This is a genomic window from Sinomicrobium halophytocola, from assembly GCF_052983395.1.
Window position 1 is genome coordinate 15,336 of the sequence record NZ_JBRKIT010000025.1, and the last position, 23,266, is coordinate 38,601.

Sequence of the window (23,266 nt, forward strand, 5' to 3'; positions counted from 1 at the left end):
TTTTCGTCTTAAAACCGTGAGTTAATAATTGTTTCTATAAAAATCCCTGATTTCAGGGATTTTTTTATGGTTGTTAATGATCTATATTTGATAGCCTTATATGTAAAATAATAAAAAAGAATATAACCTGCTATGCATTGGAAGCCATTGTCTCGGGTGGTTTCCCTTGCCCCGGAAAAAAGGGGAAGCCGAAAACCTTTAATCAAAAAGAGTAGGCATAACTTCAAAAATCTCTTACCATGAAAAAATCACTGAAAAATTTACAGCTTAAGAAAGAAGTTGTAAGCAATCTGAGCACCCAAGGAATTAAGGGGGGAGCCATTACGGACGGACCAAGGTGTGAGGACTCTTATTGGTGTCCTACAAACGGGCCTCTGAACACTTGTCCTCCTCCGGGCATGCAATGTTATTAGTGGTAGACTGCAAACACGGGTCGTGCACTCTCAACAGGTGCCACGGCCTGTGTTTTTTGTGTCTGGCATAAAACGGAATTCTGATCGACCTGCAACTTTATAACCCATATCTCATTACTATCTTCACAATGCTTGAATCACATCCCGATACTTTTGTGTCTATACCTCCCGAAGCTTTTTTAAGGGCCAAATTGGAAGAGATCAGTGCCGTGCTGGAAAAGCAATACATGCAAACGAAAGATATAGGCGTGCTTACCGGTATATCCGGGATAGCCGTGTTCTGTTTTTATTACTCCAGGTTTTCAGGAAAGGAATATTATGCGGATTTGGGAAGTGAAATACTTACCGAGATCTTTGACAGGATGAATAATGGTTATGATATACATACCTACTGTTCTGGTATATCCGGAGCTTTGTGGAGTATGGAACATCTGCGGGAAGAAGGGTTTATTGACCTGGAAAGTGATACGATCTTTCCCGTGTTGGATGATTTTCTGGCGGACTGTATAGATCGGTATACGGACAACAATTTTTATGACTTTCTGCATGGCATAATGGGAATAGGCCATTATTTTCTGATCCGTTACCGAAATACGGGCTCGGGAGTATTAAAAGAGCGCTATGCAAAACTCCTGAACAAGATTGTCTACAGGTTGAAAGAAGCTACCATTACAGAGAATAGCGGTAATAAATGGAAGTCCTGGCTTATCCGGGAAGAACAACTTAAAGGATATAACCTAAGCCTGTCTCATGGTATGTCCGGTATAGTGAACTTCCTGTCCCGTCTCCTTGTTTACCCCGAATTCTCTGAGGTCAAACCATTGTTGAAAGGTGCTGTATATTATATTTTATCCTGGGAAGGCACGATATCCGGGACTTCTCTTTTCCCGGCATGGATAACAGATTCCGGTGAGAAAAGCAACAAGAACCGTCTCGGATGGTGTTATGGAGATGTAGGAACGGGATTATCTCTTTGGCATGCGGGAAAAGTTCTGAAAGATGACAAATTATCTGCCCGGGCACTAAAAGTATTGGAGTATTCCACATGGCGAAAAAATATGGAAGAAGCCGGGATCCGGGACGCGGGCCTCTGCCACGGTGCTTATGGTATTATGCATATATACCGATATATAGAGCGGCAAACAAACCAAAAAGTATTTGCAATGGCTGCTGATTTCTGGCGCCAAAAGGCACTGGAAATGGCTGTGCATTCCAACGGATATGCCGGTTATATGCAGTGGCGGGGTGGAGACAGACAGGATTGGCAACCGGAAACCGGGATACTGGAAGGAATAGCCGGTATAGGTCTTTCCATAATGGCCGAATTCTCTCCTGAATACACCCGGTGGAACGAATGCTTGTTAATAGGCAATTCCCGTTAATGCAGATCTACCCGGTATGCCTCAGACCTGTCCGGGGTTTGCCAGGCTCCTTCCAGGCGAAAAGAATGGTCATATTTTAGGTAGAATATTCCGGTAACAGTTTTCTGGTCCGGTCCTATTTCTCTGAATTCGTAGGAACCATCCGGTTTCCTTTCCGTTTGCAGATCTATTCTTTTTGCAGCTTTGTCGTAATAACAAAATGCCCTTAAAGAGCCGTCACCATAAATTTTTTCCACAAAAATACTTACAGGTTGTTGCTGTTCTATGTTGCCCCGGTACAACCCGATATGGATACCGCTTTTTTTATTTTGAAAATACCTGTCGTTGGAGGCAGAAGAAAAAAGGTGTTTGCCATATGTATTGAGGAAGGGCTTTAACTGCTCAAAATCAAATTCATTTTCAAAGTCACCTAGCTCGTCATGGATGTTATCGGAATGGGAATAACAACTGTTGCGGATAACCTTGAGTGAATTGTTGGTGAGCAGTAATTTATCGTATACCAGGTCGTCTTTTTTCAGGGCAGACAGGCAATCCGCGTATTTTTGATATTGCCTGGCATCATTCCGGTTGGTCGTATCCAGGGAGGTCAGAAAACGGTGTAATAAGTCTGCCCTTTGTTTTATAGCCAGTTGTTGCAGACCTTCCAGTCCTTTTGAAGTAAAAAGGTCATCAAGGGTTATGGGTTGTCCGCTTTGTGCATCGAAATTCTGAATGACCGAAAAGCGGGAACTGTGCATTCCGGCGTATTCCCCGGTAATATCTATGGAAATATACCTGTTGTTATTGGCATATACTAGGTAATTGAGCATGGTTACCCCTTGGACTGACCTGTTTTTGGGCCATATTTTTTCAAAAGGGGAGTACTGAAATTGTCCGGGAAGTATTTCCAGAATAGTACCGTGCAGCCAGGTATTTATCCTCATAGCAGCATCGGTACTGTCCGTTATAAAAGGAAAGTTGAAATGTTCCTTGTTTACCGGATGTGTGTCTCTTAGAGGTTTTAACGAAAAGTGCTGTGCACGGGCTACCGGGGATAACCCTGTAAAAATGCATAATAGCAATAAAAAAATGCGGGTAGTTTTTTTCATCATACGGTGTGTTTTCAGGTTAGTTAAAACAATAATAAAGATGCTCCGGGAATCCATCATATGGACTCCTGGAAATTTCACGGAATAACCAAAGTACGCATGTGGTACATACCGATTGTAAAAAGAATATTTTCTTTTTGTGAACTTTTTAATAAGTAGAAAGGGGATAGCACAAATATACGATATTTTCAGGAGGATGTAAAAAAAAGATATCCCGAAGAACGGGGCAAAGCCGGATAAAAGTTATTTCAAGATAAAACGCTTTCCTGTCCGTTGGAAATTTTTTTCAGCGCCGGTATATTATTAAGACGTATTTTTTTGCCTTCGGTTTTTATGTATCCTTCCCGTATGAGCCCCGAGAGTGTACGTATGAGCGATTCTGTGGGCGTACCTACCATACCGGCCAGTTCTTCCCTGCTGAGTTGTGCCAGAAGAAAACCGTTATTACTTGTACCATAGGTATTGTGAAGATATAAGAGTGTATCTGCCAGGCGCTGTCTTACCGTTTTTTGTGCCATATTTACGGTAGAATTGTTAGCGTTTTTCAGGTCATGACATACATCTTTCATTATTTCGGAAGAAAATTCCCTGTTATTAGTCAGGGACCTCAGTATATCTTCTTTCGGCAACATGCAGATTTCCATATCACTAACCGCAACGGCACTGAGATTCACCTTATCGCCGCTCAATATGCTCCGCTGTCCGAGCAGATCACCACGGGTCACCAGTTTTACGATCTGTTCCCTGCCGTTGGCACTCAGTTTGGTAAGTTTACAGATACCGTTTTTTATACAGTAAACACCTTTCAGATGATCTCCTTCAGCAAATAAAACCTGCCCTTTTTTTATGTTCTCCGACGTCCGGCATACCGCCATCCGTATCAGTTCATCTTTTGTGAGTGCATTGAGGGCCGTAAATTGCCGCACTATACATTGCTCGCACCTGTCCATATCCCTACGGTTGAAATCCGAAGTAAATTTACGAAATATCAACTGATAAATGTCATGTAATTTCCGGTTATTGATCGTCATTTTTGCTGCAAAATCAATGGGATATGGATGATACCGGAAAAACCTGTTTTCATTGTGGAGCCTCCTGTAAAGGAATGGATATAGCATATGATAACAAGAATTTTTGTTGTACCGGGTGCAGAACGGTTTACAGTATTCTCGCAGGTAATGGTATGGAGAGTTACTACAACCTGCAGGAAGCTCCCGGAATGCGTCCGGGGGAAATCCATTCGAAATACGATTTCCTGGACAACACGGATATTTCCGCGAAGCTCCTGGAGTTTCACGATGGTCCCGTACATGTTGTCAGTCTTTATATCCCCGGAATACATTGCAGTTCCTGTATATGGATATTAGAGAACCTGAAAAAACTGCATGGAGGTATAAGGGAATCGCAGGTGGATTTCCCGAAAAAAAGCATCCGTATAACGTATGACAGCAATACCGTTTCCCTGAAGGAAATAGTACAGCTGCTGGCTTCCATAGGATATGAACCGAATATAAACCTTCAGAACCTGGAATCCGTCCAGGGCTCCGGGAACAGGTCGTTGCTTTACAAGCTGGGGATTGCCGGTTTTGTCTTTGGCAATGTAATGCTGCTGTCTTTTCCGGAATATTTTGAAGTGGAAGAGTTCTGGCTGGAACAGTACAAGCTGTTTTTTCGCTGGCTGATGTTTGCTCTGTCATTGCCCGCGGTTTTTTATGTCGCGGGAGATTATTTCGTATCCTCCTACAAAAGTATCCGCTCCGGGCTGCTAAACATAGATGTTCCCATTGCCCTGGGAATTGCCGTGATGTTCTTACGCAGCCTGGCTGATATAACCTTCGGTTACGGCCCGGGATTTTTTGACAGCCTTACGGGCCTGATCTTTTTTATGACCATAGGGCGATACCTGCAGCAAAGAACTTATGACTTTCTTTCTTTTGAACACGATTACAAATCCTATTTCCCGGTAGCCGTGACCAGGGTATCCGGAGAAAAGGAAGAAGCCGTACAGGTTAATGAGATCGTAAAGGGAGACCGCTTTCTGGTACGGAACGAAGAACTTATCCCGGTGGACGGTAAACTTTTAAAAGGCAATGCCCTTATCGATTACAGTTTTGTAACCGGAGAGGCGGAACCGGTGGAAAAACAACGGGGAGACAAGTTATTTGCCGGGGGACGGCAGTTATCGGGTTTACTGGAAATAGAGGCTCTGGGCTCCGTTTCCCAAAGCTACCTTACCCGGTTGTGGTCCGACAGCACTTTCAGGGAGAAGAAGGAAGACCGGTACAGTACCCTGACCAACACGGTGAGCTGCTATTTTACGCCTATAGTCCTAGGGATAGCTTTTTTATCACTTGCATATTGGTTATACCGGGGATATACGGATGTTGCATTCAATGCCTTTACCGCAGTACTTATCATAGCCTGTCCCTGTGCACTGGCTCTGTCTGCACCTTTTGCTCTGGGAAACCTGGTGAGGATTTTCGGGAGAAAAAAATTCTATCTGAAAAACGCTTCCGTAATAGAAAGGCTGGCAAAGACAGATACTATTATATTCGACAAGACCGGAACCATTACCACGGGGAATTCCGCAGCCATTACCTACGAAGGGGATATTCTGAACCCGGAAGAAGAAGATATGCTTAAAAGTACCCTCAGGAACTCTTCCCATCCGTTGAGCAGGCAGTTATATACCATTCTGCATAGCAATGGTATCCTTACGCCCGATACTTTTCAGGAATACCAGGGAGAAGGAATAGAGGCCACATACACGGAGAAACATATACGTATAGGATCTGCCGGGTTTACAGGAAATAAAAATCCAGATATACCGAGAAAAACAAGTGTCCATATCAGCACTGACAACCACTATCGCGGCAGGTTTACTTTCGGGAATACGTACAGGGAAGGAATGTTGTTTTTATTTGAAAAGTTATCCCGGAAATATCGTCTTGCCATTCTGAGCGGTGATAACGAAAGCGAGCGGTCCTACCTGGAGAAACTGCTCCCTCCGGGTGTACAGATGCTTTTTAACCGCAAACCGAAAGACAAGCTGAATTACGTTCGGCAGTGCAGGAACAGGGGAGCCGGGGTAATGATGATAGGTGACGGTCTCAACGATGCCGGAGCATTACAGCAAAGCGATGTGGGAGTGGTCATTGCGGAAGATACCAACGCTTTTTCTCCCGCATGCGATGCCATACTCGATGCTTCCCGTTTCCGGGACATTCCGCAGTTCATAGATATTTCCAGGAAAGGGATACAAGTACTTAAAATAAGTTTCGTACTCTCTTTTCTCTACAATATAGCCGGGCTGGCCTTTGCGGTTTCCGGACAATTGTCTCCGGTAATAGCGGCTATCCTCATGCCTCTGAGCTCTGTTACCATAGTGGTCTTTGTAACGGTACTCACAAATTTTATCAGTAGAAATTTAAAATAAGGCAATATGACTTTTATCATATTTTGCCCGCTTACGGGAAAGTAATTTTGACAGCAAAAGAAACCGGAATGAGTGTCATATATATTCTTATAACAGTAAGTATCGTAGTAGCGGTTGTTTTCCTTGCGGCTTTTATAGCTGCCGTAAGAAACGGTCAGTACCAGGATAACTATACCCCGTCGGTACGTATGCTTTTCGAGGACGAACTGGTAAAAGAAGAAGAGTCTCATGAAACAGATAATAAACAATCATAAATATGGAAATAGAGCAATTTTACTACGATAACAAAATTGTACGGAAATTTTTACTGGCCACTATGTTCTGGGGGATTATCGGGATGACGGTGGGGCTGCTGCTTGCATTTTTATTTTTATTTCCCGGACTCACCGAGGGCATTTCCTGGCTTAGTTTCGGCCGTTTAAGGCCGTTGCACACCAATGCGGTTATCTTTGCATTTGTGGGGAATGCTATTTTTGCAGGGGTGTATTATTCTCTCCAGCGATTGCTAAAAGCCCGGATGTACAGCGATTTTCTGAGTAAATTCAATTTCTGGGGATGGCAGCTTATTATTGTTGCAGCCGCCATTACCCTGCCGTTGGGGTACACTACTTCCAAGGAATATGCCGAACTGGAATGGCCTATCGATATTGCCATAGCCCTGGTGTGGGTAGCTTTCGGGGTAAACATGATAGGTACTATTCTCAAACGGAGACAGAGACACTTGTATGTTGCCGTATGGTTTTACCTGGCAACCTTTGTTACCGTAGCCGTCCTGCACATATTCAACAGCCTGGAGATTCCGGTTAGTGCACTGAAGAGTTACTCCGTTTATGCAGGGGTTCAGGACGCCCTGGTACAATGGTGGTACGGACACAATGCAGTTGCGTTTTTCCTCACAACACCCTTTCTGGGACTGATGTATTACTTTGTGCCCAAAGCGGCAAACAGACCCGTATATTCTTATAAACTCTCCATAGTACACTTCTGGTCACTGATATTTATCTATATCTGGGCAGGCCCGCACCATTTGTTGTATTCCGCTTTGCCGGACTGGGCGCAAAACCTGGGTGTGGTATTTTCCATAATGCTTATAGCACCTTCCTGGGGAGGAATGATAAACGGATTACTTACCCTGCGCGGGGCATGGGATAAAGTACGTACGGATCCGGTGCTGAAATTTATGGTGGTTGCCATTACCGGTTATGGTATGGCCACCTTTGAGGGGCCCATGCTTTCTCTGAAAAACGTCAATGCCATAGCGCATTTTACCGACTGGGTCATTGCTCACGTACACGTAGGAGCCCTGGCATGGAACGGCTTCCTCACTTTTGGCATGATCTATTGGCTGGTACCCAGAATGTTCAAGACAAAACTGTATTCCAATACACTGGCAAACTTCCATTTCTGGATAGGTACCCTGGGGATCGTACTCTACACACTGCCGATGTACGTGGCCGGTTTTGTCCAGGCTTCCATGTGGAAACAATTCAACCCGGACGGAACACTGATATACGGCAACTTCCTGGAAACCGTTACACAGATCATTCCTATGTACTGGATGCGTGCCATAGGAGGTTCTCTCTATATACTCGGTGCCCTGGTTGGTGTGTATAATGTTTTGGTAACTATGCGGAAAGGTAATAAAGTAAATGACGAACTGGCCGAAGCTCCTGCTTTGCAGCGCGTATCCAAGCGCAAGGTTAGCGGAGAAGGTTTTCATACCTGGCTGGAGCGTCGCCCCGTACAGCTTACCATACTGGCTACCATAGCAATTCTCATAGGCGGTATTGTGGAAATTGTACCTACACTTATGGTGAAAACCAACATACCCACCATAAGCAGCGTAAAACCGTACACTCCACTGGAGCTGGAAGGAAGAGACATATACATCCGGGAAGGCTGTGTGGGCTGTCATTCGCAAATGATACGACCGTTCCGCAGCGAAGTGGAACGCTATGGCGAGTATTCCAGGTCGGGAGAATACGTGTATGACCACCCATTCCTCTGGGGAAGTAAACGTACGGGGCCGGACCTGTTTCGCGTGGGCGGAAAATATTCGGACAACTGGCACTTTAACCATATGTGGGACCCACAAAGTACATCTTCCGGCTCCATTATGCCCAGCTACAAATGGCTGGTAAGAGATAAACACGACCGGAGCAATACGGAAAGCAAAATGAAGGCCATGGTGGCTCTGGGAGTGCCTTATACGGATGAAGACATAGCACAGGCACAGGAAAATATGAGAATACAGGCAGACGCTATTGAGAAAAACCTGCATAACGATCCGGACTTTGTAACAGCCTATGAAGAAGACAGGCAAGTGGCAAAAGAACGCGATGAAGAGTTTACAGAGATGAAAGACCGGGAGATCGTTGCCCTGATCGCCTATCTCCAAAGGTTGGGAACCGATATAAAAATTAGAGAAGACAACAGTATTACCGATAAAAAACCATAACCATGCTCAAATTCGTCAAAGATCACATGGCAAGCATAGATGGTGTTGCGATATATCCCATCATTTCCCTCTGCATTTTCTTCCTGTTCTTCCTCGTCTTGTTCTGGTGGGTATTTACTGCGAAGAAAGATTATATAGAATCCGTAAAACAGATTCCCCTGGAATCACAAGAAAACGAAGAATTATGAGGTCATTTTCATCTTATCTCCGAATTATTGTCATAGTAGCCCTTGTTTTCGGAGCTGCGGAATACTTTATCGATTCCGGGGACAAGCCCGCTTTTATAGAACATCCCGAGGTTCTTTTATTCCTGTTGGTCTTTGCCATTATTCTTATTGCTATAGAGGCCGTGCTGGCCGCTTTAAGGCGACTTACGGAAATAATGATGACGGAAGAACAGCGGCAGGCTGAGGAGGCCGGGGAAGTATGGTACCGGATATGGCTGCGAAAACTCACCAGGTCGAAACCGGTGGAGCAGGAAGGGGAAATTCTTCTGGACCATAATTACGACGGCATCCGGGAGCTGGACAATTCCCTGCCGCCCTGGTGGATATACGGTTTTTATCTTACCATAGTGTTTGCCGTGGTCTACATGGTCCGTTTTGAAATATTCGGAGGACCAGGCCAGGAGGAAGAATACCAGGCAGAAGTGGCCCGGGCCGAGAAAGCTATAACCAAATACAGGGAAACGGCCAAAGACCTGGTAGATGCCAATACGGTAACCCTGCTGACGGAGACGGGAGACCTGGAAGCCGGGAAAACCATATTTCAGACCAATTGTGTGGCCTGTCATATGGGCGATGGCGGCGGGGGCATAGGCCCCAACCTCGCCGATCGATACTGGATATTGGGAGGGGGAATTAAAAATGTGTTTCACACCATTTCCGAAGGAGGGCGCTCCGGTAAAGGGATGATAGCCTGGAAACAGTCCCTGAGACCCAGGGAAATCCAACAGGTAGCCAGTTATGTGCTGTCTTTACAGGGAACAACTCCTGCGAACCCTAAGGAACCCGAGGGAGATATCTGGGAAGAAAGAGAAGAGTAATATATGGGCTGCCCGGGGTTTTGTTAGTTAAGGCGTAGTACAGGTTACGCCGTCAGTTTTCCCGAATTGCTATTTCTTATTTAGGGCAGCCTGTTTTTATAAAAGGTAAAAAAATACCATGACACAAGAGAACGAAAATTTCCGGGATTCCATAAGTACGGTAAATGCCGAAGGAAAAAGGGCCTGGGTTTTTCCTAAAAAACCTTCTGGGATCTATTATACCCGCAGGACTGTGGTGAGTTATGCCCTGCTTATATTCCTTTTCGCGGCACCTTTTGTAAAGGTAAACGGCAATCAGTTCTTACTGTTCAATATACTGGAAAGGCGGTTTCATGTTTTCGGTTTCCCTTTCTGGCCACAGGACTTCTATCTCTTTGTACTTTCCATGATTGTCGGGGTTGTTTTCCTGGCACTTTTTACTGTGGCTTTCGGGAGGATATTCTGCGGGTGGGTATGTCCGCAGACCATTTTTATGGAAATGGTTTTCCGGAAGATCGAATACTGGATCGAAGGAGACCGAGGTGCACAGATGCGATTACATAAGCAGGCCTGGAACGGGGAAAAGATACGGAAGAGACTTTTGAAGTGGAGCGTATTCCTGTTTGTTTCTTTTCTCATAGCCAATGTTTTTCTCGCTTACCTCATAGGAGGTGATGTTTTGCTGGAATATGTCAAAGAAGGACCGGCATCTCACCCGGGAACATTTGTTCCGCTTCTCATCTTTACCGGGGTGTTCTATTTCGTATTTGCCTGGTTCCGGGAGCAGGTGTGTATCATAGCCTGCCCGTATGGAAGGTTACAGGGGGTTCTGCTCGATGAGAAATCGGTAGTAGTGGCATATGACCATAAAAGGGGGGAAGGAGAGACCGGCAGAAAGAAATTCCGTAAAAATGAAGACAGACAGGCACTGGGTAATGGAGATTGCATAGATTGCCTGCAATGTGTACAGGTATGTCCTACGGGAATAGACATCCGTAACGGCACCCAACTGGAATGTGTTAACTGTACAGCCTGTATAGATGCCTGTGATCATATTATGGAAAGAGTAGGCTTCTCCAAAGGGCTGATACGGTACACGAATGAGGAAAATATCCGAACCAAAACACCTTTTCGGTTTACATTGCGAATGAAAGGGTATGCAGCCATATTATTTATACTGATTGGGATACTCACAGGAATGTTGCTTATGCGAAGTGAAGTGGAAACTACACTGCTCCGTCTTCCCGGACAGCTGTATCACAGAGAAGAAGGAAATATGATTAGTAATGTCTATACCTATAAGGCGGTGAATAAAACGAACCGTACGCTGGATAGCGTGAGTTTCAGATTGCTTTCGGATGGAGGCGAAGTAAAACAGGTTTCCGGCGAATATTTTACGATCCCGGAACAGGGACTTGCTGAAGGGACCCTGTTCATCAGAATTCCTTTATCCCGGCTGGGCGGGGAAAAAACAAAACTGAAACTCGGGCTTTTCCGCAACGGAAAACAGATAGAAACAACCAAAGTAAGTTTCCAGGGGCCGGCGCATTATCGATGATAAACAGTAAGTATGAAGCATAATAATAGTTGGTTTATTTAGTAGTCTGGTCGCCGTCCCTGATACCCGGATAGGTTTATGGTCTGAATGTTTTAATCTGTTTGGACGGGATGGCGGCTTTTTAAATAACTGACCTGGATATGAGACAAAACCGGATTCCCTTTAGTCGCGATAATATCGGCAAGGATAAAACCGATTTTCCGACAATTTAAGGAAAAACAAATTTTTCCATGTACTCAAATAACCGACACTATAAAAAAACAAAGCCATGAAAAGAATAAAAATAAACTGGGGAACAGCTGTGATTCTGGCCTTTATAGGATTTATAACCTTCATTATGTCGTTCGTAATACGGATGAATACGCAAAAGAAATATGATCACCAGCTGGTGACCGAAGCGTATTATGCCAGGGAATTGTCTTTCCAGCAGGATATGGACAGAGAACAACGGACACATACCGAAGGAATGGAGCCCAGTGTGGTACAAAAGAAAACAGGTATATATATATATTTTCCGGAAGAGGCAGATATACACAAAATAACCGGTAAGGTATCTTTCTACCGGCCTTCCAACCGGGCTGAAGATTTTGAAGTACCCATAACGTTTACGGAAGCTTTTTTACTGGTTCCTGCCCCGCAGTTGCTTCCCGGTCGATGGAACCTGGAAATCGATTGGCAATATGAAGATGATCGGTTTCTCTCCCATAAGAAAATCATGTACTGATTTACTGTTTTTGACGGAATAACACAAACACAGATAAGATGCTGATATCTGCAATCATATTGGGTATAGCCGGGGGGGTTCACTGCATAGGTATGTGCGGTCCCATTGCATTGATGTTACCGGTAGACCGGCATAATGGAAAGAAAAAAGCCTTGCAGTTGGTAAGCTATCACCTGGGACGGATATTTACCTATACAATTATCGGGTTGTTATTTGGAATACTCGGACTGGGTTTTCGCCTGTTCGGGGTGCAGCAGCAGTTATCCGTAACTATAGGCGTTGTAATGATCGTCCTTGCGCTGTTACCCGGGCTTAAGATGCCGTCCGGTATATTGCCCGCATGGTATTTCCGGGGGATTGCCATAGCGAAAAACCGTCTTGGGGCCGCTATGAAGAAAAAGTCGCCCGGAACTTTTTTTGCGGCCGGATTTCTAAACGGCTTATTACCGTGCGGTATGGTGTATATGGCTGTCCTGGCCGCGATGACCGCGGAAGGAGTGTGGAAGAGCGGTTTGTTTATGACTTTTTTCGGAATAGGCACCATACCCCTGATGACAGTATTTGTATATCTCGGAAATGTCCTTAAACAAAAGGCTCGACAGAAACTGCAAAAGCTTATCCCTGTCTTTATCGTATGTATGGGATGTCTTTTTATCCTGAGAGGGCTTGGTCTTAACATTCCGTATATATCCCCCGGACCTGTAGTGAACGGAGCAACCTATAATATGCAATGTCATTGATTTTAGGGAGGCACATCCATTTGCCTTATTTTTGTCGTTAGTTTCTACGCGTTTTAGCCAAGAATATATGGAGTACTTTACAGTGATTCGCGTGTCCGTGGCAAAACAGATTTTCAGTTTGATCCATAACAATCTCAGATAGATGAAAGATATTCAGAACAGGAAAGATATTTCCAATCTCGTTTCTTCCTTTTATAAAGAAGTGCGGGAAAATGAGGAAATAGGCCCGTTTTTTAACCGGGTGATCACCGATTGGGAAGAGCACATGGAAAAGCTTACGGATTTCTGGGAATCCAATCTTTTCCATAAAGCCGTATACAAAGGAAATCCCAGGATAGCCCATATTCATATGGATACTGCGACAGATCATACCTTGGAAATAAAACATTTCGGAGAGTGGATGCGATTATGGATTGAAACCATAGACGGAATGTTTCAGGGCGAACTAGCCGAACGTGCCAAGAACAATGCCAGGAAAATGTCTACACATTTATACCTCGGAATCTATATGAACAGAAAACCCGGTCTAACCGGGAACCCGTAAAAAGAGTCCCGGGCTAAAAACAAAATAACTACAAAAAATATTTTAAGTAAGTCCGAATTATACCGTGGAACTGAATAACCGGGTTTCCGGTTTTTTTCGCTGTAATCTTAAATCAAAAGCCATACAGATATTGCGTACGAAAGGTTTTCCCGCTTGGGTGATCCTTATTTCGTTATCACGAATTTCCACAAGACCGTCGTGCCCGGGTTCTTTCAGCATGTGAAGAACTTCTGTAATACCCGAAAACTGCATATCCGGGTTTTCCCAGGAAGTATAAAAGCCGCACATGAGATTGAGAATATGCCGGCGGATGACGAGGTCTTCGTGGTTCAGAATATGGCCTTTGCAGATGGGGAGTATATTATTATTAATGAGATTGCCGTATTCTTCTGTACTTTTTACATTCTGGGCAAAACCGAACCAGCTGTCGCTTATGGCCGAAACTCCTAGTCCTATGAGCAGGTTGGTTCCCGAGCTTGTATAGCCCATAAAATTCCTGTGGAGCATGCCATTTTCCGCAGCCCGACAAAGCGGATCGGAGGCCAGGGCAAAATGGTCCATTCCTATTTCGGTATACCCGGCTTTGTATAACAGTTTTTTCCCGGTTTCATACAAAAGCCGTTTTTCCTTCCCCGAAGGAAGGTCCTCCTCCCGGAATCCCCGTTGCCCGTTGCCGCTTATCCAGGGCACATGGGCATAACTGTAGAGTGCTATCCTGTCCGGTTTCAGGGCTATAGTATATTGTATGGTCTTTTCCACATCTTCAAGCGTCTGAAAAGGCAGCCCGAAAACCAGGTCGTGCGATATCGAAGTAAAGCCCGTTTTCCTGGCAGTATCGGTTACACTACGTACCTTCTCAAAAGGTTGTACCCGGTGGATGGCCCGCTGCACATGAGGGGCATAATCCTGTATGCCGAAACTGACCCTGCGGAAACCAAGGTCATATAATGTCTTAAGATGTTCTTCTGTAGTGTTATTAGGATGCCCTTCGAATCCGAATTCGTAGTTTACAGCCCTTTCGGCATATCTGAAAATCCCGTCGATCAGCATTTTGAGATGTTTCGGAGCAAAAAAAGTAGGAGTACCTCCACCCAGATGGATTTCCTTTATCCGGGGAATATGGTGAAGGGCTTCTACATATAGCTGCCATTCTTTTAGAACGGATTCTATATAGGGAATTTCCACTTCATGCCTTTTGGTGATACGTTTGTGACAGGCACAAAAGGTACACAGGCTTTCACAGAACGGCAGGTGGATATAGAGACTTATTTCCCGGGAGGGGTATCCCCCGACAAAAGCATTTTTCACCGAAGATATCCATTTTCCAGAGGAAAAACTGGCCGGGTCCCAGTAGGGTACCGTAGGGTAACTGGTGTACCTGGGGCCCGCTACATCGTATTTTCGGATCAGGGAATCCTTCATGTTTATTCGTTTTGAAGGCAAAACTACAATGTGGAATGTTTCCGGAAGATGATATTTGTCATGTGCTGTTGGGAATTATATAATTAGTTGGAATACGGCCCGAAACAAAGGAAAATTGGACTCGAAAAGGATACCTGGTAACCGAATACAAGGCTTAGTTTCATTGCTTGTAAATTGGAAAATACTATTTCTTTTACCAGTTTTTAGCCCTTAAGTGAGTGGTCTTTCTTTTTAGAGTGTAACGTTTCTTTCACTTTTTCGTCTATTAATTTATGGTATCCAAAGCATTAGGTATTTGTCTTTTTTGTATTTTGGATGTCCGGTATCCAACACACCAAGTTAAACTTTAACATTATTCTTCATGAAGCTAAACATTACGTTCTTAATGATGTGCCTGTTTTTCATTTCCTGTAAAAACAGCACGGAAACTACCGAAGAGAAAACAGCCGAAACTTATCAGGTTCCGGTGGAATACTACAAACTGGACAACGGCCTTAAAGTGATTCTTTCACAGGACAAGACTTCACCGACAGCCATTGTCGCGGTGTATTACAATATCGGTTTTCGCATAGAACCGAAAGACAGGACCGGATTTGCTCATTTATTCGAGCATATGATGTTCCAGGGGTCCAAAAATCTCGGAAAGATGGAATTTATCAATCTCGTACAGAAAAACGGGGGTGTGCTCAATGGTTCTACCAGGTTTGATTTCACCAATTATTTTGAGATCGTACCGTCCAATAAACTCGAAACTATGTTGTGGGCCGAAGCGGACAGGATGAAAGGACTGGATATAACCCAGGAAAACCTGACTAACCAGCAGGGAGTTGTTAAAAATGAAGTCAAGGTAAATGTACTTAACCAGCCTTACGGGGGGTTTCCCTGGCTGGACATGCCACAGTATGCCAATGAGAACTGGTATAATGCACACAATTTTTACGGGGACCTCAAAGATCTGGATGCTGCAAACCTGAATGATGTAGAAGATTTCTTCAAAACGTATTACGCTCCTAACAATGCGGCGCTGGCGGTAGTGGGGGATTTCGATACGGAAGAGACCAGGGCCTGGATAGAAAAATATTTCGGAAACATCCCGTCTGCCGAAATTCCCGCACAACCCGATATAACAGAACCGCTACAGGAAGCAGAAAAGCGCTTTGTAAAGGATGACTCCCTTGCCAACAAACCCGCCATAGCCGTAGCCTACAAAATGCCTGAAAGAAATACCCCGGAATATTTTGCTATGGGCCTGCTGGACCAGATACTGGCACAGGGAGATAACGCCCTGCTCAAACAAAAACTTGTGAATGAAAAAGGGTATACCTCCGGGATAAACGGAGGGATAAACTACCTGGGAAATATGTTTAACTATAAAGGCCCTATGGTATGGATGTTCGATTTTACCTATGATAACGGTACTACCGAAGATGAGGTAATCGGCGCCGTAGACCAGGTCATGGACAGCCTGAAATCGGAGGTTACTCAAAAGACACTGGATGGTGCCATAGTGAAAATGAGATCCGGTCTTTACGACGAATTGGGTGGAACTTTTGGTATGGGAAGGGCTGACCTGTTATGTAGTTTTGCCCTTTTTGACGATGATCCGGACAGGATCAATTCTCTTGAGGATGAATTCAAAAAGATCACCCCGGAGATCATCCAGAAGACCATCGACGATTATCTGAGGCCTACCAACAGGACCATTCTGCGGGTAAATCCTTTATTAGCTAACGATAAAAATTCAGCACAATGAGAAAACTTATTCTGAACTCTATATTAGCTGTCTTTATACTCACTGCAACTGCCCAGGAAAAGGAACAACCGCCCCGGGGAGGAGAACCTAAAGACTTTAAACTGCCTGCAAAGCAGGAGGTAGTCCTGGAGAACGGGGCAAAGCTTGTAATGGTGCCTTACGGATCTATTCCCAAAGCAACTATAAATATTACCGTAAAAACGGGAAACATCCACGAAAAGGAAAACGAGGTATGGCTGAGTGATCTCCTGGGAGATCTGATGGAAGAGGGGAGTGCTACCAAAGATGCAAGGGCAATTTCAGATAGCATGGCCTCTATGGGAGGGAATCTGAACATTTCTGTATCGAGCCATGCTACGACACTTAATACCAATGTACTGTCTGAATTTACTCCGAAAGCCATAACCACTATGGCGGATGTACTGATGCATCCCAAGTGGCCGGAATCGGAACTGGACCGTTTGAAAAACGACATGAAAAGAAACCTGAGTGTACGTATGTCCAGGCCACAGGCCCAGGTAACGAAGGAGTTTTATGCTTCCGTTTATCCCGATCATCCTTATGGCAGGGTGTATCCTGCGGATAGTATGATAGACACTTATACCCTGGAAGACATCAAACGGTTTTACAGTGAGAACTTCGGAGCTAAACGCACCGTGATTTATGTCGTTGGAAAGTTTGATACATCTTCAGTGGAAAATGCGGTAAAGGATGCGTTTTCATCATGGACAGAAGGACCCGAAGTTTCTTATCCGGCGGCTACGGCTGTTGCCAAAAACACAGTGAAGATCATAGACAGGCCCGGAGCTCCGCAATCTACCATTATGTACGGATTACCTACTGTAGATCCTTCCAACCCGGATTATCTGGCAATGGATATCACCAATTCCCTGTTGGGAGGCTCTTTCGGGTCGAGGATAACCAGTAATATCCGCGAAGATAAGGGGTATACCTATTCTCCGTACAGTAACCTGGACAGCCGGTATAAAACCGGTGTCTGGTATGAAGCCGCGGATGTAACCTCTGAGTTTACGGGACCTTCCATAGCCGAAATTAAAAAGGAAATAGTAAAGCTACAGGACGAAGCTCCTACAGAAGAAGAACTGGAAGGAATTAAGAATTATGAGTCCGGAATTTTTGTTTTGCGAAACTCCACTCCCGGTGGAATCATCGGACAATTAAATTTCCTCGATTTACATGAGCTCCCGGAATCCTGGCTGAAGGATAAGGTAAAGAACATTTATGCCATTACCCCGGAACAAATCCGGGAAATGACCAAAAAATATATAAAACCGGGAGAAATGACCCTTATTGTGGTAGGAGATAAAGAAAAAATCAAAGATCAGGTAGAGGAAACACTGGATAAAAGTAGTCTGAAAGAATAATTTATGTATCATTTCCGGCACCTGCCGGAAGTTACCTATGTATACTAAAAGAGCAGGGAAAAACATCCCTGCTTTTTTTATGCCGTGGTTACCGTTTTGTCTTGGTATGATATTTGTTCTAAAAACTTTAATTTTACATGATATCGTTCATTATCCATTATTAAAATAAAAGAGCCTTTATGCCATTAATATGCCGCAATAACAAGACTGCATCAGAATTCCGGTTAATTCTCGGCGAAAGTAATTTCAATCGCAGGTTTTACGGCAGGGACCGGAAAGAACGGTTTCTTACCATCGCATGGAATCGTGGAAAATCACAAACCGTGGTTGTAGACGGTATTGCATATGATTTTCCTGAAAACAGTGTTCTGGCCCTGATAATCAGCCAGACCTTTGATTTTTCAGATCCGGAATCTGTGGTGGCCTGGCAGTTTAACCGGGAGTTTTACTGTATTGTAGACCATGACAGGGAAGTGGGGTGTGTCGGGTTTTTGTTCTACGGTTCTTCTCAACTGATGTTTGTAGATATAGATGAAACGCAGCAGGATAAATTGAACACTTTGTTGAAGATATTCCAGGAAGAATTTGAAATGAAAGATATCATACAGGAAGATATGCTTCGCGTCCTTCTCAAACGTCTCATAATTATTGTTACCAGGCTGGCCAAAAAGCAATACCTGGCCGGGGATATGAACGATGAAAAACTGGATATTATCCGCAAATTCAATTTACTGGTAGAAACGTATTATAAGAAGGAACATGGGGTTAAATTTTACGCGGACCAGTTGTGCAGGTCGCCCAAAACCCTCTCTAACCTCTTTGCCATGTACAACAATAAATCTCCCCTCTCCGTGATCCAGTACCGCATTGTGCTGGAAGCAAAACGGCTACTGATGTATACTGATAAATCCATCAAGGAAATTGCTTACGAACTGGGGTATGACGATGCTGCGTATTTCAGCAACTTTTTTAAAAAACAAACTTCTTTTGCCCCTTCCGAATTTAAGAGTGCGGAAACTTCATCGATAGTAGGAATATAAGATAAGAAGGAATTCTTATTTAGGAAAAGAGTGAACTATTCTTATCTGGAGCTTTGGATTAGAAATCCATCGTGATCGGATCTTTTTTATGATTTTTCTTAACTTCGGACATACAAAATGTATTTCGGGAAGTTTAGGCAAGTCATCGGGAAGTTTTTTTATGTGTCCGTTTCCCGGCAGAGAATAAATTTGCTGAAAAACAATCGGATATTCATATGCTCCGGAAATACATGGTATGTCCGGGCAAGAGTGGAGTTCTTCTAAAACAATTAACAATGAAAAAAATAATTTTTGGTATTGCAATAATAGCAGTGGTAATCATTGCCGGCATTTTTTTCTTTTCCGGATCGGGGTCTGATGCATCGGAAGTATTTGTTTCGGATGGGAAAGCCATAAAGGGCTATGATCCCGTAGCATTTTTCGAAGTGTCTGAGCCGGTTATGGGAAAGGAGCAGTTTTCTTATGACTGGAACGGAGCTACCTGGTTGTTTTCCAGTAAAGAGAATATGAACCGGTTTAAAGAAAATCCCGAGGCTTACGCACCGCAATATGGAGGATACTGTGCATATGGGACTTCACAGGGGCATAAGGCCCCGGTGGAAATAGATACCTGGTCTGTAATTGATGGTAAGCTGTACTTTAATTATAATGGAAAAGTCAAGGATACATGGGATGAAAACCGGGCGGAATTCATTATGGAAGCTGATAAAAACTGGCCTAAAGTAAAGGGGGAGGAATAACCTTGGCGAGAGTTTAGTTAACGAAAAGAAAATATGAAAATTTCACCCATTGTGTGTTTTGCCCAAACACACAATGGGTGAAAAATGTTTACATAGAGCGATGATTTGCAGCCCGCTTCTGCACGGTATCATAAAGGGTACTTACTTTCTTGTCAAATTCAAGTGGTTTTTCAAAATTTGTTTTTTCATCTTCCAGTCTTTGGTCTCCGCCAAGGACAACCCTGATCTTTTTGTCCGTAAGCCCTTCTAAGGTAAGTTGCGCTACGAGTTCCGGAGAATCCATATTTCCCGTGGCGGCTGTTTCCATCATCGGTGTGTCCGTTGCTGTGGGATAGACGGTCATTACATGTATGGAAGTACCGTTGAGTTCCCTTCGCATAGCTTCGGAAAACCTGCTGACCGCAGCTTTGGTCGCGGCATAAGTGGCATAAAAAGGCATACCTATCAATCCCAGTCCGGAAGATACGTTTATAATAGCGGCTTCCTCACTTTCTCTCAGTAGGGGCAGTGTGTATTTAGTAAGTAATATCAGTCCCGTTACATTGATGTTCAGTTGCGAGATAATATCTTCATCACTTATTTTTTCCAGGGAACCTGCGCTTACTACACCTGCGTTATTAATAAGAATATCCAGTTTTCCCCATTGTTTGTTTACAACTGTAAAAATATGTTTTAAATCTTCAGGCTTAGCAACATCGCCGGGAAGAAAGAGGAAGTCGGCATTCGGGAAATCGGCTTTAAGAGGTTTCATTTTTTCCGCACTGCGACCTACTACCGCAAAGGAGGTTACACCTTTTTGATATAATTCGTTTATGATGGCTTTTCCTATTCCGCTGGACCCTCCTGTAATTAAAACTTTTTTTGTCTTAAAATTCATGATATGATATTTTTATATGTTAGCTTTCTCTATGATGTTTTCGGTCACAAATACACAGATTTGTTTTTTGTAAGACTTTTGTATAAGTTTTTTTATTAGATTCATTCATATTTTTTGTTTAAAGACATGCCGATTTCCGAAGGAAACAATGACTGCATAAGTGGAACCAAAGGACGATTGGTGATGTTTGAGAGGGTGGTTGGTTTAACCTTAACCGGTAAGGCAGCCGGATAGAAAGCATTGTATAGCATTAAAATTCCAAATTCCCGGAATTTCGGCATCCGGTTATAAAAATACGATTTAAATAACGAAAAACCCATTTCTCATACCTGTGATTTGAAACTTGTTTTAAGAACGTTGATATCAAAGGGAGAGGGTGTGTAGCCGCTCTCCCTTGAATTAAAGTTAGTTAGTTCAGCGTAATTTTCACCACCTGATCTAATGATGGCAGTGTTGTAAAACTGTTGGGGTTAGGTACTTCCTGTATGGGCTTTTCCTCCGGAATAACGGAACCACCCAGGTTGATTTGTGTTACACCTGCGCCGGGAAACTGGTTTACAGCCGAACCGTTATCATATAGTCTGATCATAGAAGAGATATCCCCGGTTTCATCTGCGGATATGCCACTGTCCCCGAGAGCAAAAAACCAGTCGTTCGAGAAGCCGTACATGGTGGCTATGGCGATGTGGTCTCCTTCTTCCAATGTCAGTTCCTGGCTTACCTTTCCACCCGCTGTTCCGTTAACGGAAGGAAGTAGGACCGTGTTTTGCGGATCGGGCAATATATATGTCGCTTTAATTCCGTTTTGCCCGTTCAGGGAACCGGCCAGGTCCTCGGCACTTCCTGTTTGGGCCAGTAATGTCAATCCCTCACCACGGTCAGTTTCCCCTTCTTTAAAGATCGGGTTGTCTATGCCATTGTACACCACAACAAGGATAGGGGATAGTGGTGTGAAAATACCGGTGTTGTCACTAACATCATCAAAAATCTCCGAATTGTCCCCCATTTCCGAAAGTTTTGTGAGTCCGCTGTAAGTACTTTCTCCTTCCTCATAAAGCGGTGCTGGGTTCAGGGGGGCTCCGCCCGCGATATACGAAACTGCCCAGACCCCGGGACTTACCGGGGTTTCATTGGCCGTACCACCGGAAATGTTTTCGAGAGTCAATGTAAAATAAGAGTCACCGTCGTAAACAAGTGAAACCTTTACCAGTTCGGATGCCGGCAGGTAGGGATTTCCCTGGTCGTCCGTACCGTTTACTTCACGGATAGACTTGGCCTCGGCTTCTCCCGGGTGGTCGACATCGGCGCCTGGCACCTGGTTGACCCTGCTCCCGTTATCCCAAAGTTTCAGTTCTTCCGAAACATCGCCTTCTATCGGATCGCCGTTGTCATCATAAACGGATATTCCCGGGTTTCCAGGGGCAAAGAAAAGGTCATTGCTCCAGCCGTACATGGCAGCAAAGGAAACAGTCTGTCCTTTAGCGGCCGAAAATGAAAATGATACGGATTCTCCCGGAAGGATTACCGGGGCACCCGCACCATCCCCCTCAAAAGTGCCGGACTGCACCAGGGTTTTTGCTTCAAGAACATTTTCTACGGTTAGGGTAGCCATTTCGGGAACCGGGTTTCCGGAATTATCGTCATCGTCACTACACGAATATGCAAATACACTTAGCAATAGCAATGTAAGCAATTGATGTGATTTTCTGAATTTTACCATTTCTCTAATTTTTTGTATTTATAAATTATGTCTGACAAAGGTGTAAAAGCATAAAAGAGCAGGAAATAGCAATTTTTCCTCCCGGCATGTAAAAAATTCCCTTAATCCGGAAACTGTATTGTATAGTGTTTTGGAGAAAAGGAGAAAAATGGCATAAAATATGCAGAGGGAAATATGTACAACCGGACGGGAAGTTCTTATATTTTCTGTACTGTGGTTTTAGGCGTATCTTTGATATGCTTATAAAATTAAAGAATATAATGATGACAAGAAAGAATATGGTAAAGATAATGAAAGGCTTATCCTTGTTTGCAGGCGTTTTTGCACTTACGGCATATACGGTATGGGAAAAAGGAAGGAATGTAACAACAACCCATCCGTCCGAAGAAAAAATGATTGCCGTAAAAATGGACACGGCTACTTTTGCCGCAGGGTGTTTCTGGTGTGTGGAAACCCAGTTCCAGCAACTTGAGGGAGTTAAAAAAGTGATATCCGGGTTTACGGGAGGTACGGTGGCAAACCCGTCCTACAAACAGGTAACTACGGGGAAAACAGGTCATGCGGAGGCCTGTAATATTATTTATGACCCTTCGGTAATTTCGTTTGACGAACTGCTCGAAGCCTTTTTTGTAGCGCACGACCCCACCCAGTTGAACCGCCAGGGAAACGATATAGGTACACAATACCGCTCTGCAATATTTTATCACAACAATTCGCAGAAAGATAAAGCCGGGTATTATATAAAACGACTCAATGAAGAAAAAGCTTATGATAAGCCGGTAGTTACCGAGATAGCTCCCTATTCCGTATTCTATAAAGCGGAAGATTACCACCAGGACTATTACAATCAAAACAAGTCGGAACCTTATTGCCAGTATGTGATCCAACCCAAACTGGAAAAGTTTAAAAAAGTTTTCAAGGACAAGTTAAAACATGGAACTAACAAATGAAGATGATAAAAA

General features: G+C 44.0%; 20 protein-coding genes. 15 read left to right on the top strand and 5 right to left on the bottom strand.

What is annotated here, in order from left to right; all coding sequences use genetic code 11:
* Positions 1-541: 541 nt before the first annotated feature.
* A complete protein-coding gene (locus ACVBDY_RS09490) occupies positions 542-1,795 on the top strand; it encodes a lanthionine synthetase C family protein (RefSeq protein ID WP_447175237.1) in 1,254 nt (417 codons plus the stop codon).
* Here ACVBDY_RS09490 and ACVBDY_RS09495 read toward each other — a convergent pair.
* Positions 1,792-2,886: a hypothetical protein gene (locus tag ACVBDY_RS09495; protein WP_447175238.1), complete on the bottom strand. Its 1,095-nt coding sequence runs from the start codon at positions 2,884-2,886 to the stop codon at positions 1,792-1,794. The two genes, ACVBDY_RS09490 and ACVBDY_RS09495, sit on opposite strands and share 4 nt — an antisense overlap.
* Before the next feature lie 245 nt (positions 2,887-3,131).
* Complete coding sequence (locus ACVBDY_RS09500; protein ID WP_447175239.1) at positions 3,132-4,001, bottom strand: Crp/Fnr family transcriptional regulator; 870 nt, start codon at positions 3,999-4,001, stop codon at positions 3,132-3,134.
* Here ACVBDY_RS09500 and ACVBDY_RS09505 point away from each other — a divergent pair.
* The 9 genes from ACVBDY_RS09505 (at position 3,989) to ACVBDY_RS09545 (ending at position 13,367) form a co-directional block, all read left to right on the top strand.
* Positions 3,989-6,319 carry a heavy metal translocating P-type ATPase gene (locus ACVBDY_RS09505; RefSeq protein ID WP_447175240.1) on the top strand — a complete coding sequence of 777 codons (2,331 nt, stop codon included), beginning with the start codon at positions 3,989-3,991 and terminating at the stop codon, positions 6,317-6,319. The two genes, ACVBDY_RS09500 and ACVBDY_RS09505, sit on opposite strands and share 13 nt — an antisense overlap.
* 68 nt (positions 6,320-6,387) lie before the next feature.
* Entirely contained in the window at positions 6,388-6,573 is a 186-nt protein-coding gene (gene ccoS / locus ACVBDY_RS09510; RefSeq protein WP_447175241.1) for a cbb3-type cytochrome oxidase assembly protein CcoS, read from the top strand.
* 2 nt (positions 6,574-6,575) lie between these two features.
* Positions 6,576-8,777: a cytochrome-c oxidase, cbb3-type subunit I gene (ccoN, locus tag ACVBDY_RS09515; RefSeq protein ID WP_447175242.1), complete on the top strand. Its 2,202-nt coding sequence runs from the start codon at positions 6,576-6,578 to the stop codon at positions 8,775-8,777.
* 2 nt (positions 8,778-8,779) lie between these two features.
* Entirely contained in the window at positions 8,780-8,965 is a 186-nt protein-coding gene (locus ACVBDY_RS09520; RefSeq protein WP_447175243.1) for a CcoQ/FixQ family Cbb3-type cytochrome c oxidase assembly chaperone, read from the top strand.
* Positions 8,962-9,822 (top strand): cbb3-type cytochrome c oxidase N-terminal domain-containing protein, encoded by an 861-nt coding sequence (locus tag ACVBDY_RS09525; protein ID WP_447175244.1) that lies wholly within the window; start codon positions 8,962-8,964, stop codon positions 9,820-9,822. The genes ACVBDY_RS09520 and ACVBDY_RS09525 overlap by 4 nt, the downstream gene beginning before the upstream one ends.
* Positions 9,823-9,940: 118 nt before the next feature.
* Complete coding sequence (gene ccoG / locus ACVBDY_RS09530; RefSeq protein ID WP_447175245.1) at positions 9,941-11,359, top strand: cytochrome c oxidase accessory protein CcoG; 1,419 nt, start codon at positions 9,941-9,943, stop codon at positions 11,357-11,359.
* Between the two features lie 268 nt (positions 11,360-11,627).
* Positions 11,628-12,083, top strand: a complete 456-nt coding sequence (locus tag ACVBDY_RS09535) for a FixH family protein (RefSeq protein WP_447175246.1) — start codon at positions 11,628-11,630, stop codon at positions 12,081-12,083.
* A 38-nt stretch (positions 12,084-12,121) separates the two neighbouring features.
* Positions 12,122-12,823, top strand: a complete 702-nt coding sequence (locus ACVBDY_RS09540; protein ID WP_447175247.1) for a sulfite exporter TauE/SafE family protein — start codon at positions 12,122-12,124, stop codon at positions 12,821-12,823.
* A gap of 142 nt (positions 12,824-12,965) precedes the next feature.
* The gene (locus tag ACVBDY_RS09545) at positions 12,966-13,367 is read left to right on the top strand and encodes a group III truncated hemoglobin (protein ID WP_447175248.1); all 402 of its coding nucleotides are present in this window, start codon (positions 12,966-12,968) and stop codon (positions 13,365-13,367) included.
* Between the two features lie 57 nt (positions 13,368-13,424).
* Here the strand turns inward: ACVBDY_RS09545 and hemN are convergent, their stop codons facing one another.
* Positions 13,425-14,789, bottom strand: coding sequence for an oxygen-independent coproporphyrinogen III oxidase (gene hemN, locus ACVBDY_RS09550; RefSeq protein WP_447175249.1), 1,365 nt, complete (start codon positions 14,787-14,789; stop codon positions 13,425-13,427).
* Positions 14,790-15,150: 361 nt separating this feature from the next.
* Here hemN and ACVBDY_RS09555 point away from each other — a divergent pair, with 361 nt between their 5' ends.
* The 4 genes from ACVBDY_RS09555 (at position 15,151) to ACVBDY_RS09570 (ending at position 19,707) form a co-directional block, all read left to right on the top strand.
* Positions 15,151-16,542 (top strand): M16 family metallopeptidase, encoded by a 1,392-nt coding sequence (locus tag ACVBDY_RS09555; RefSeq protein WP_447175250.1) that lies wholly within the window; start codon positions 15,151-15,153, stop codon positions 16,540-16,542.
* Complete coding sequence (locus ACVBDY_RS09560) at positions 16,539-17,927, top strand: M16 family metallopeptidase (RefSeq protein ID WP_447175251.1); 1,389 nt, start codon at positions 16,539-16,541, stop codon at positions 17,925-17,927. Before ACVBDY_RS09555 ends, ACVBDY_RS09560 begins: the two co-directional genes overlap by 4 nt.
* 179 nt (positions 17,928-18,106) lie before the next feature.
* Entirely contained in the window at positions 18,107-18,967 is an 861-nt protein-coding gene (locus ACVBDY_RS09565; RefSeq protein ID WP_447175252.1) for a helix-turn-helix domain-containing protein, read from the top strand.
* Between the two features lie 275 nt (positions 18,968-19,242).
* On the top strand, positions 19,243-19,707 hold the full coding sequence (locus ACVBDY_RS09570) for a YHS domain-containing (seleno)protein (protein ID WP_447175253.1): 465 nt from the start codon (positions 19,243-19,245) through the stop codon (positions 19,705-19,707).
* Between the two features lie 88 nt (positions 19,708-19,795).
* Here the strand turns inward: ACVBDY_RS09570 and ACVBDY_RS09575 are convergent, their stop codons facing one another.
* Both ACVBDY_RS09575 and ACVBDY_RS09580 read right to left on the bottom strand, forming a co-directional pair.
* Positions 19,796-20,584 (bottom strand): SDR family NAD(P)-dependent oxidoreductase, encoded by a 789-nt coding sequence (locus ACVBDY_RS09575; RefSeq protein WP_447175254.1) that lies wholly within the window; start codon positions 20,582-20,584, stop codon positions 19,796-19,798.
* A gap of 409 nt (positions 20,585-20,993) precedes the next feature.
* A complete protein-coding gene (locus ACVBDY_RS09580; RefSeq protein WP_447175255.1) occupies positions 20,994-22,304 on the bottom strand; it encodes a spondin domain-containing protein in 1,311 nt (436 codons plus the stop codon).
* Between the two features lie 260 nt (positions 22,305-22,564).
* On the opposite strand from ACVBDY_RS09580, the gene msrA reads away from it, so the two are divergent.
* Entirely contained in the window at positions 22,565-23,254 is a 690-nt protein-coding gene (gene msrA, locus ACVBDY_RS09585) for a peptide-methionine (S)-S-oxide reductase MsrA (protein ID WP_447175256.1), read from the top strand.
* The last annotated feature ends 12 nt before the right edge of the window (positions 23,255-23,266 follow it).

Bases quoted from the DNA above. Each gene is read 5' to 3' on its own strand.
- ACVBDY_RS09525 (WP_447175244.1), top strand. From the start codon at position 8,962: ATGAGGTCATTTTCATCTTATCTCCGAATTATTGTCATAGTAGCCCTT.
- ACVBDY_RS09565 (WP_447175252.1), top strand. From the start codon at position 18,107: ATGCCATTAATATGCCGCAATAACAAGACTGCATCAGAATTCCGGTTA.
- ACVBDY_RS09495 (WP_447175238.1), bottom strand. From the start codon at position 2,886: ATGATGAAAAAAACTACCCGCATTTTTTTATTGCTATTATGCATTTTT.
- ACVBDY_RS09500 (WP_447175239.1), bottom strand. From the start codon at position 4,001: ATGCTATATCCATTCCTTTACAGGAGGCTCCACAATGAAAACAGGTTT.
- ACVBDY_RS09490 (WP_447175237.1), top strand. From the start codon at position 542: ATGCTTGAATCACATCCCGATACTTTTGTGTCTATACCTCCCGAAGCT.
- ACVBDY_RS09545 (WP_447175248.1), top strand. From the start codon at position 12,966: ATGAAAGATATTCAGAACAGGAAAGATATTTCCAATCTCGTTTCTTCC.
- ccoS (WP_447175241.1), top strand. From the start codon at position 6,388: ATGAGTGTCATATATATTCTTATAACAGTAAGTATCGTAGTAGCGGTT.
- ACVBDY_RS09575 (WP_447175254.1), bottom strand. From the start codon at position 20,584: ATGAATTTTAAGACAAAAAAAGTTTTAATTACAGGAGGGTCCAGCGGA.
- ccoN (WP_447175242.1), top strand. From the start codon at position 6,576: ATGGAAATAGAGCAATTTTACTACGATAACAAAATTGTACGGAAATTT.
- ACVBDY_RS09520 (WP_447175243.1), top strand. From the start codon at position 8,780: ATGCTCAAATTCGTCAAAGATCACATGGCAAGCATAGATGGTGTTGCG.
- ACVBDY_RS09540 (WP_447175247.1), top strand. From the start codon at position 12,122: ATGCTGATATCTGCAATCATATTGGGTATAGCCGGGGGGGTTCACTGC.
- ACVBDY_RS09570 (WP_447175253.1), top strand. From the start codon at position 19,243: ATGAAAAAAATAATTTTTGGTATTGCAATAATAGCAGTGGTAATCATT.
- hemN (WP_447175249.1), bottom strand. From the start codon at position 14,789: ATGAAGGATTCCCTGATCCGAAAATACGATGTAGCGGGCCCCAGGTAC.
- ACVBDY_RS09555 (WP_447175250.1), top strand. From the start codon at position 15,151: ATGAAGCTAAACATTACGTTCTTAATGATGTGCCTGTTTTTCATTTCC.
- ACVBDY_RS09560 (WP_447175251.1), top strand. From the start codon at position 16,539: ATGAGAAAACTTATTCTGAACTCTATATTAGCTGTCTTTATACTCACT.
- ACVBDY_RS09505 (WP_447175240.1), top strand. From the start codon at position 3,989: ATGGATATAGCATATGATAACAAGAATTTTTGTTGTACCGGGTGCAGA.
- msrA (WP_447175256.1), top strand. From the start codon at position 22,565: ATGATGACAAGAAAGAATATGGTAAAGATAATGAAAGGCTTATCCTTG.
- ACVBDY_RS09535 (WP_447175246.1), top strand. From the start codon at position 11,628: ATGAAAAGAATAAAAATAAACTGGGGAACAGCTGTGATTCTGGCCTTT.
- ACVBDY_RS09580 (WP_447175255.1), bottom strand. From the start codon at position 22,304: ATGGTAAAATTCAGAAAATCACATCAATTGCTTACATTGCTATTGCTA.
- ccoG (WP_447175245.1), top strand. From the start codon at position 9,941: ATGACACAAGAGAACGAAAATTTCCGGGATTCCATAAGTACGGTAAAT.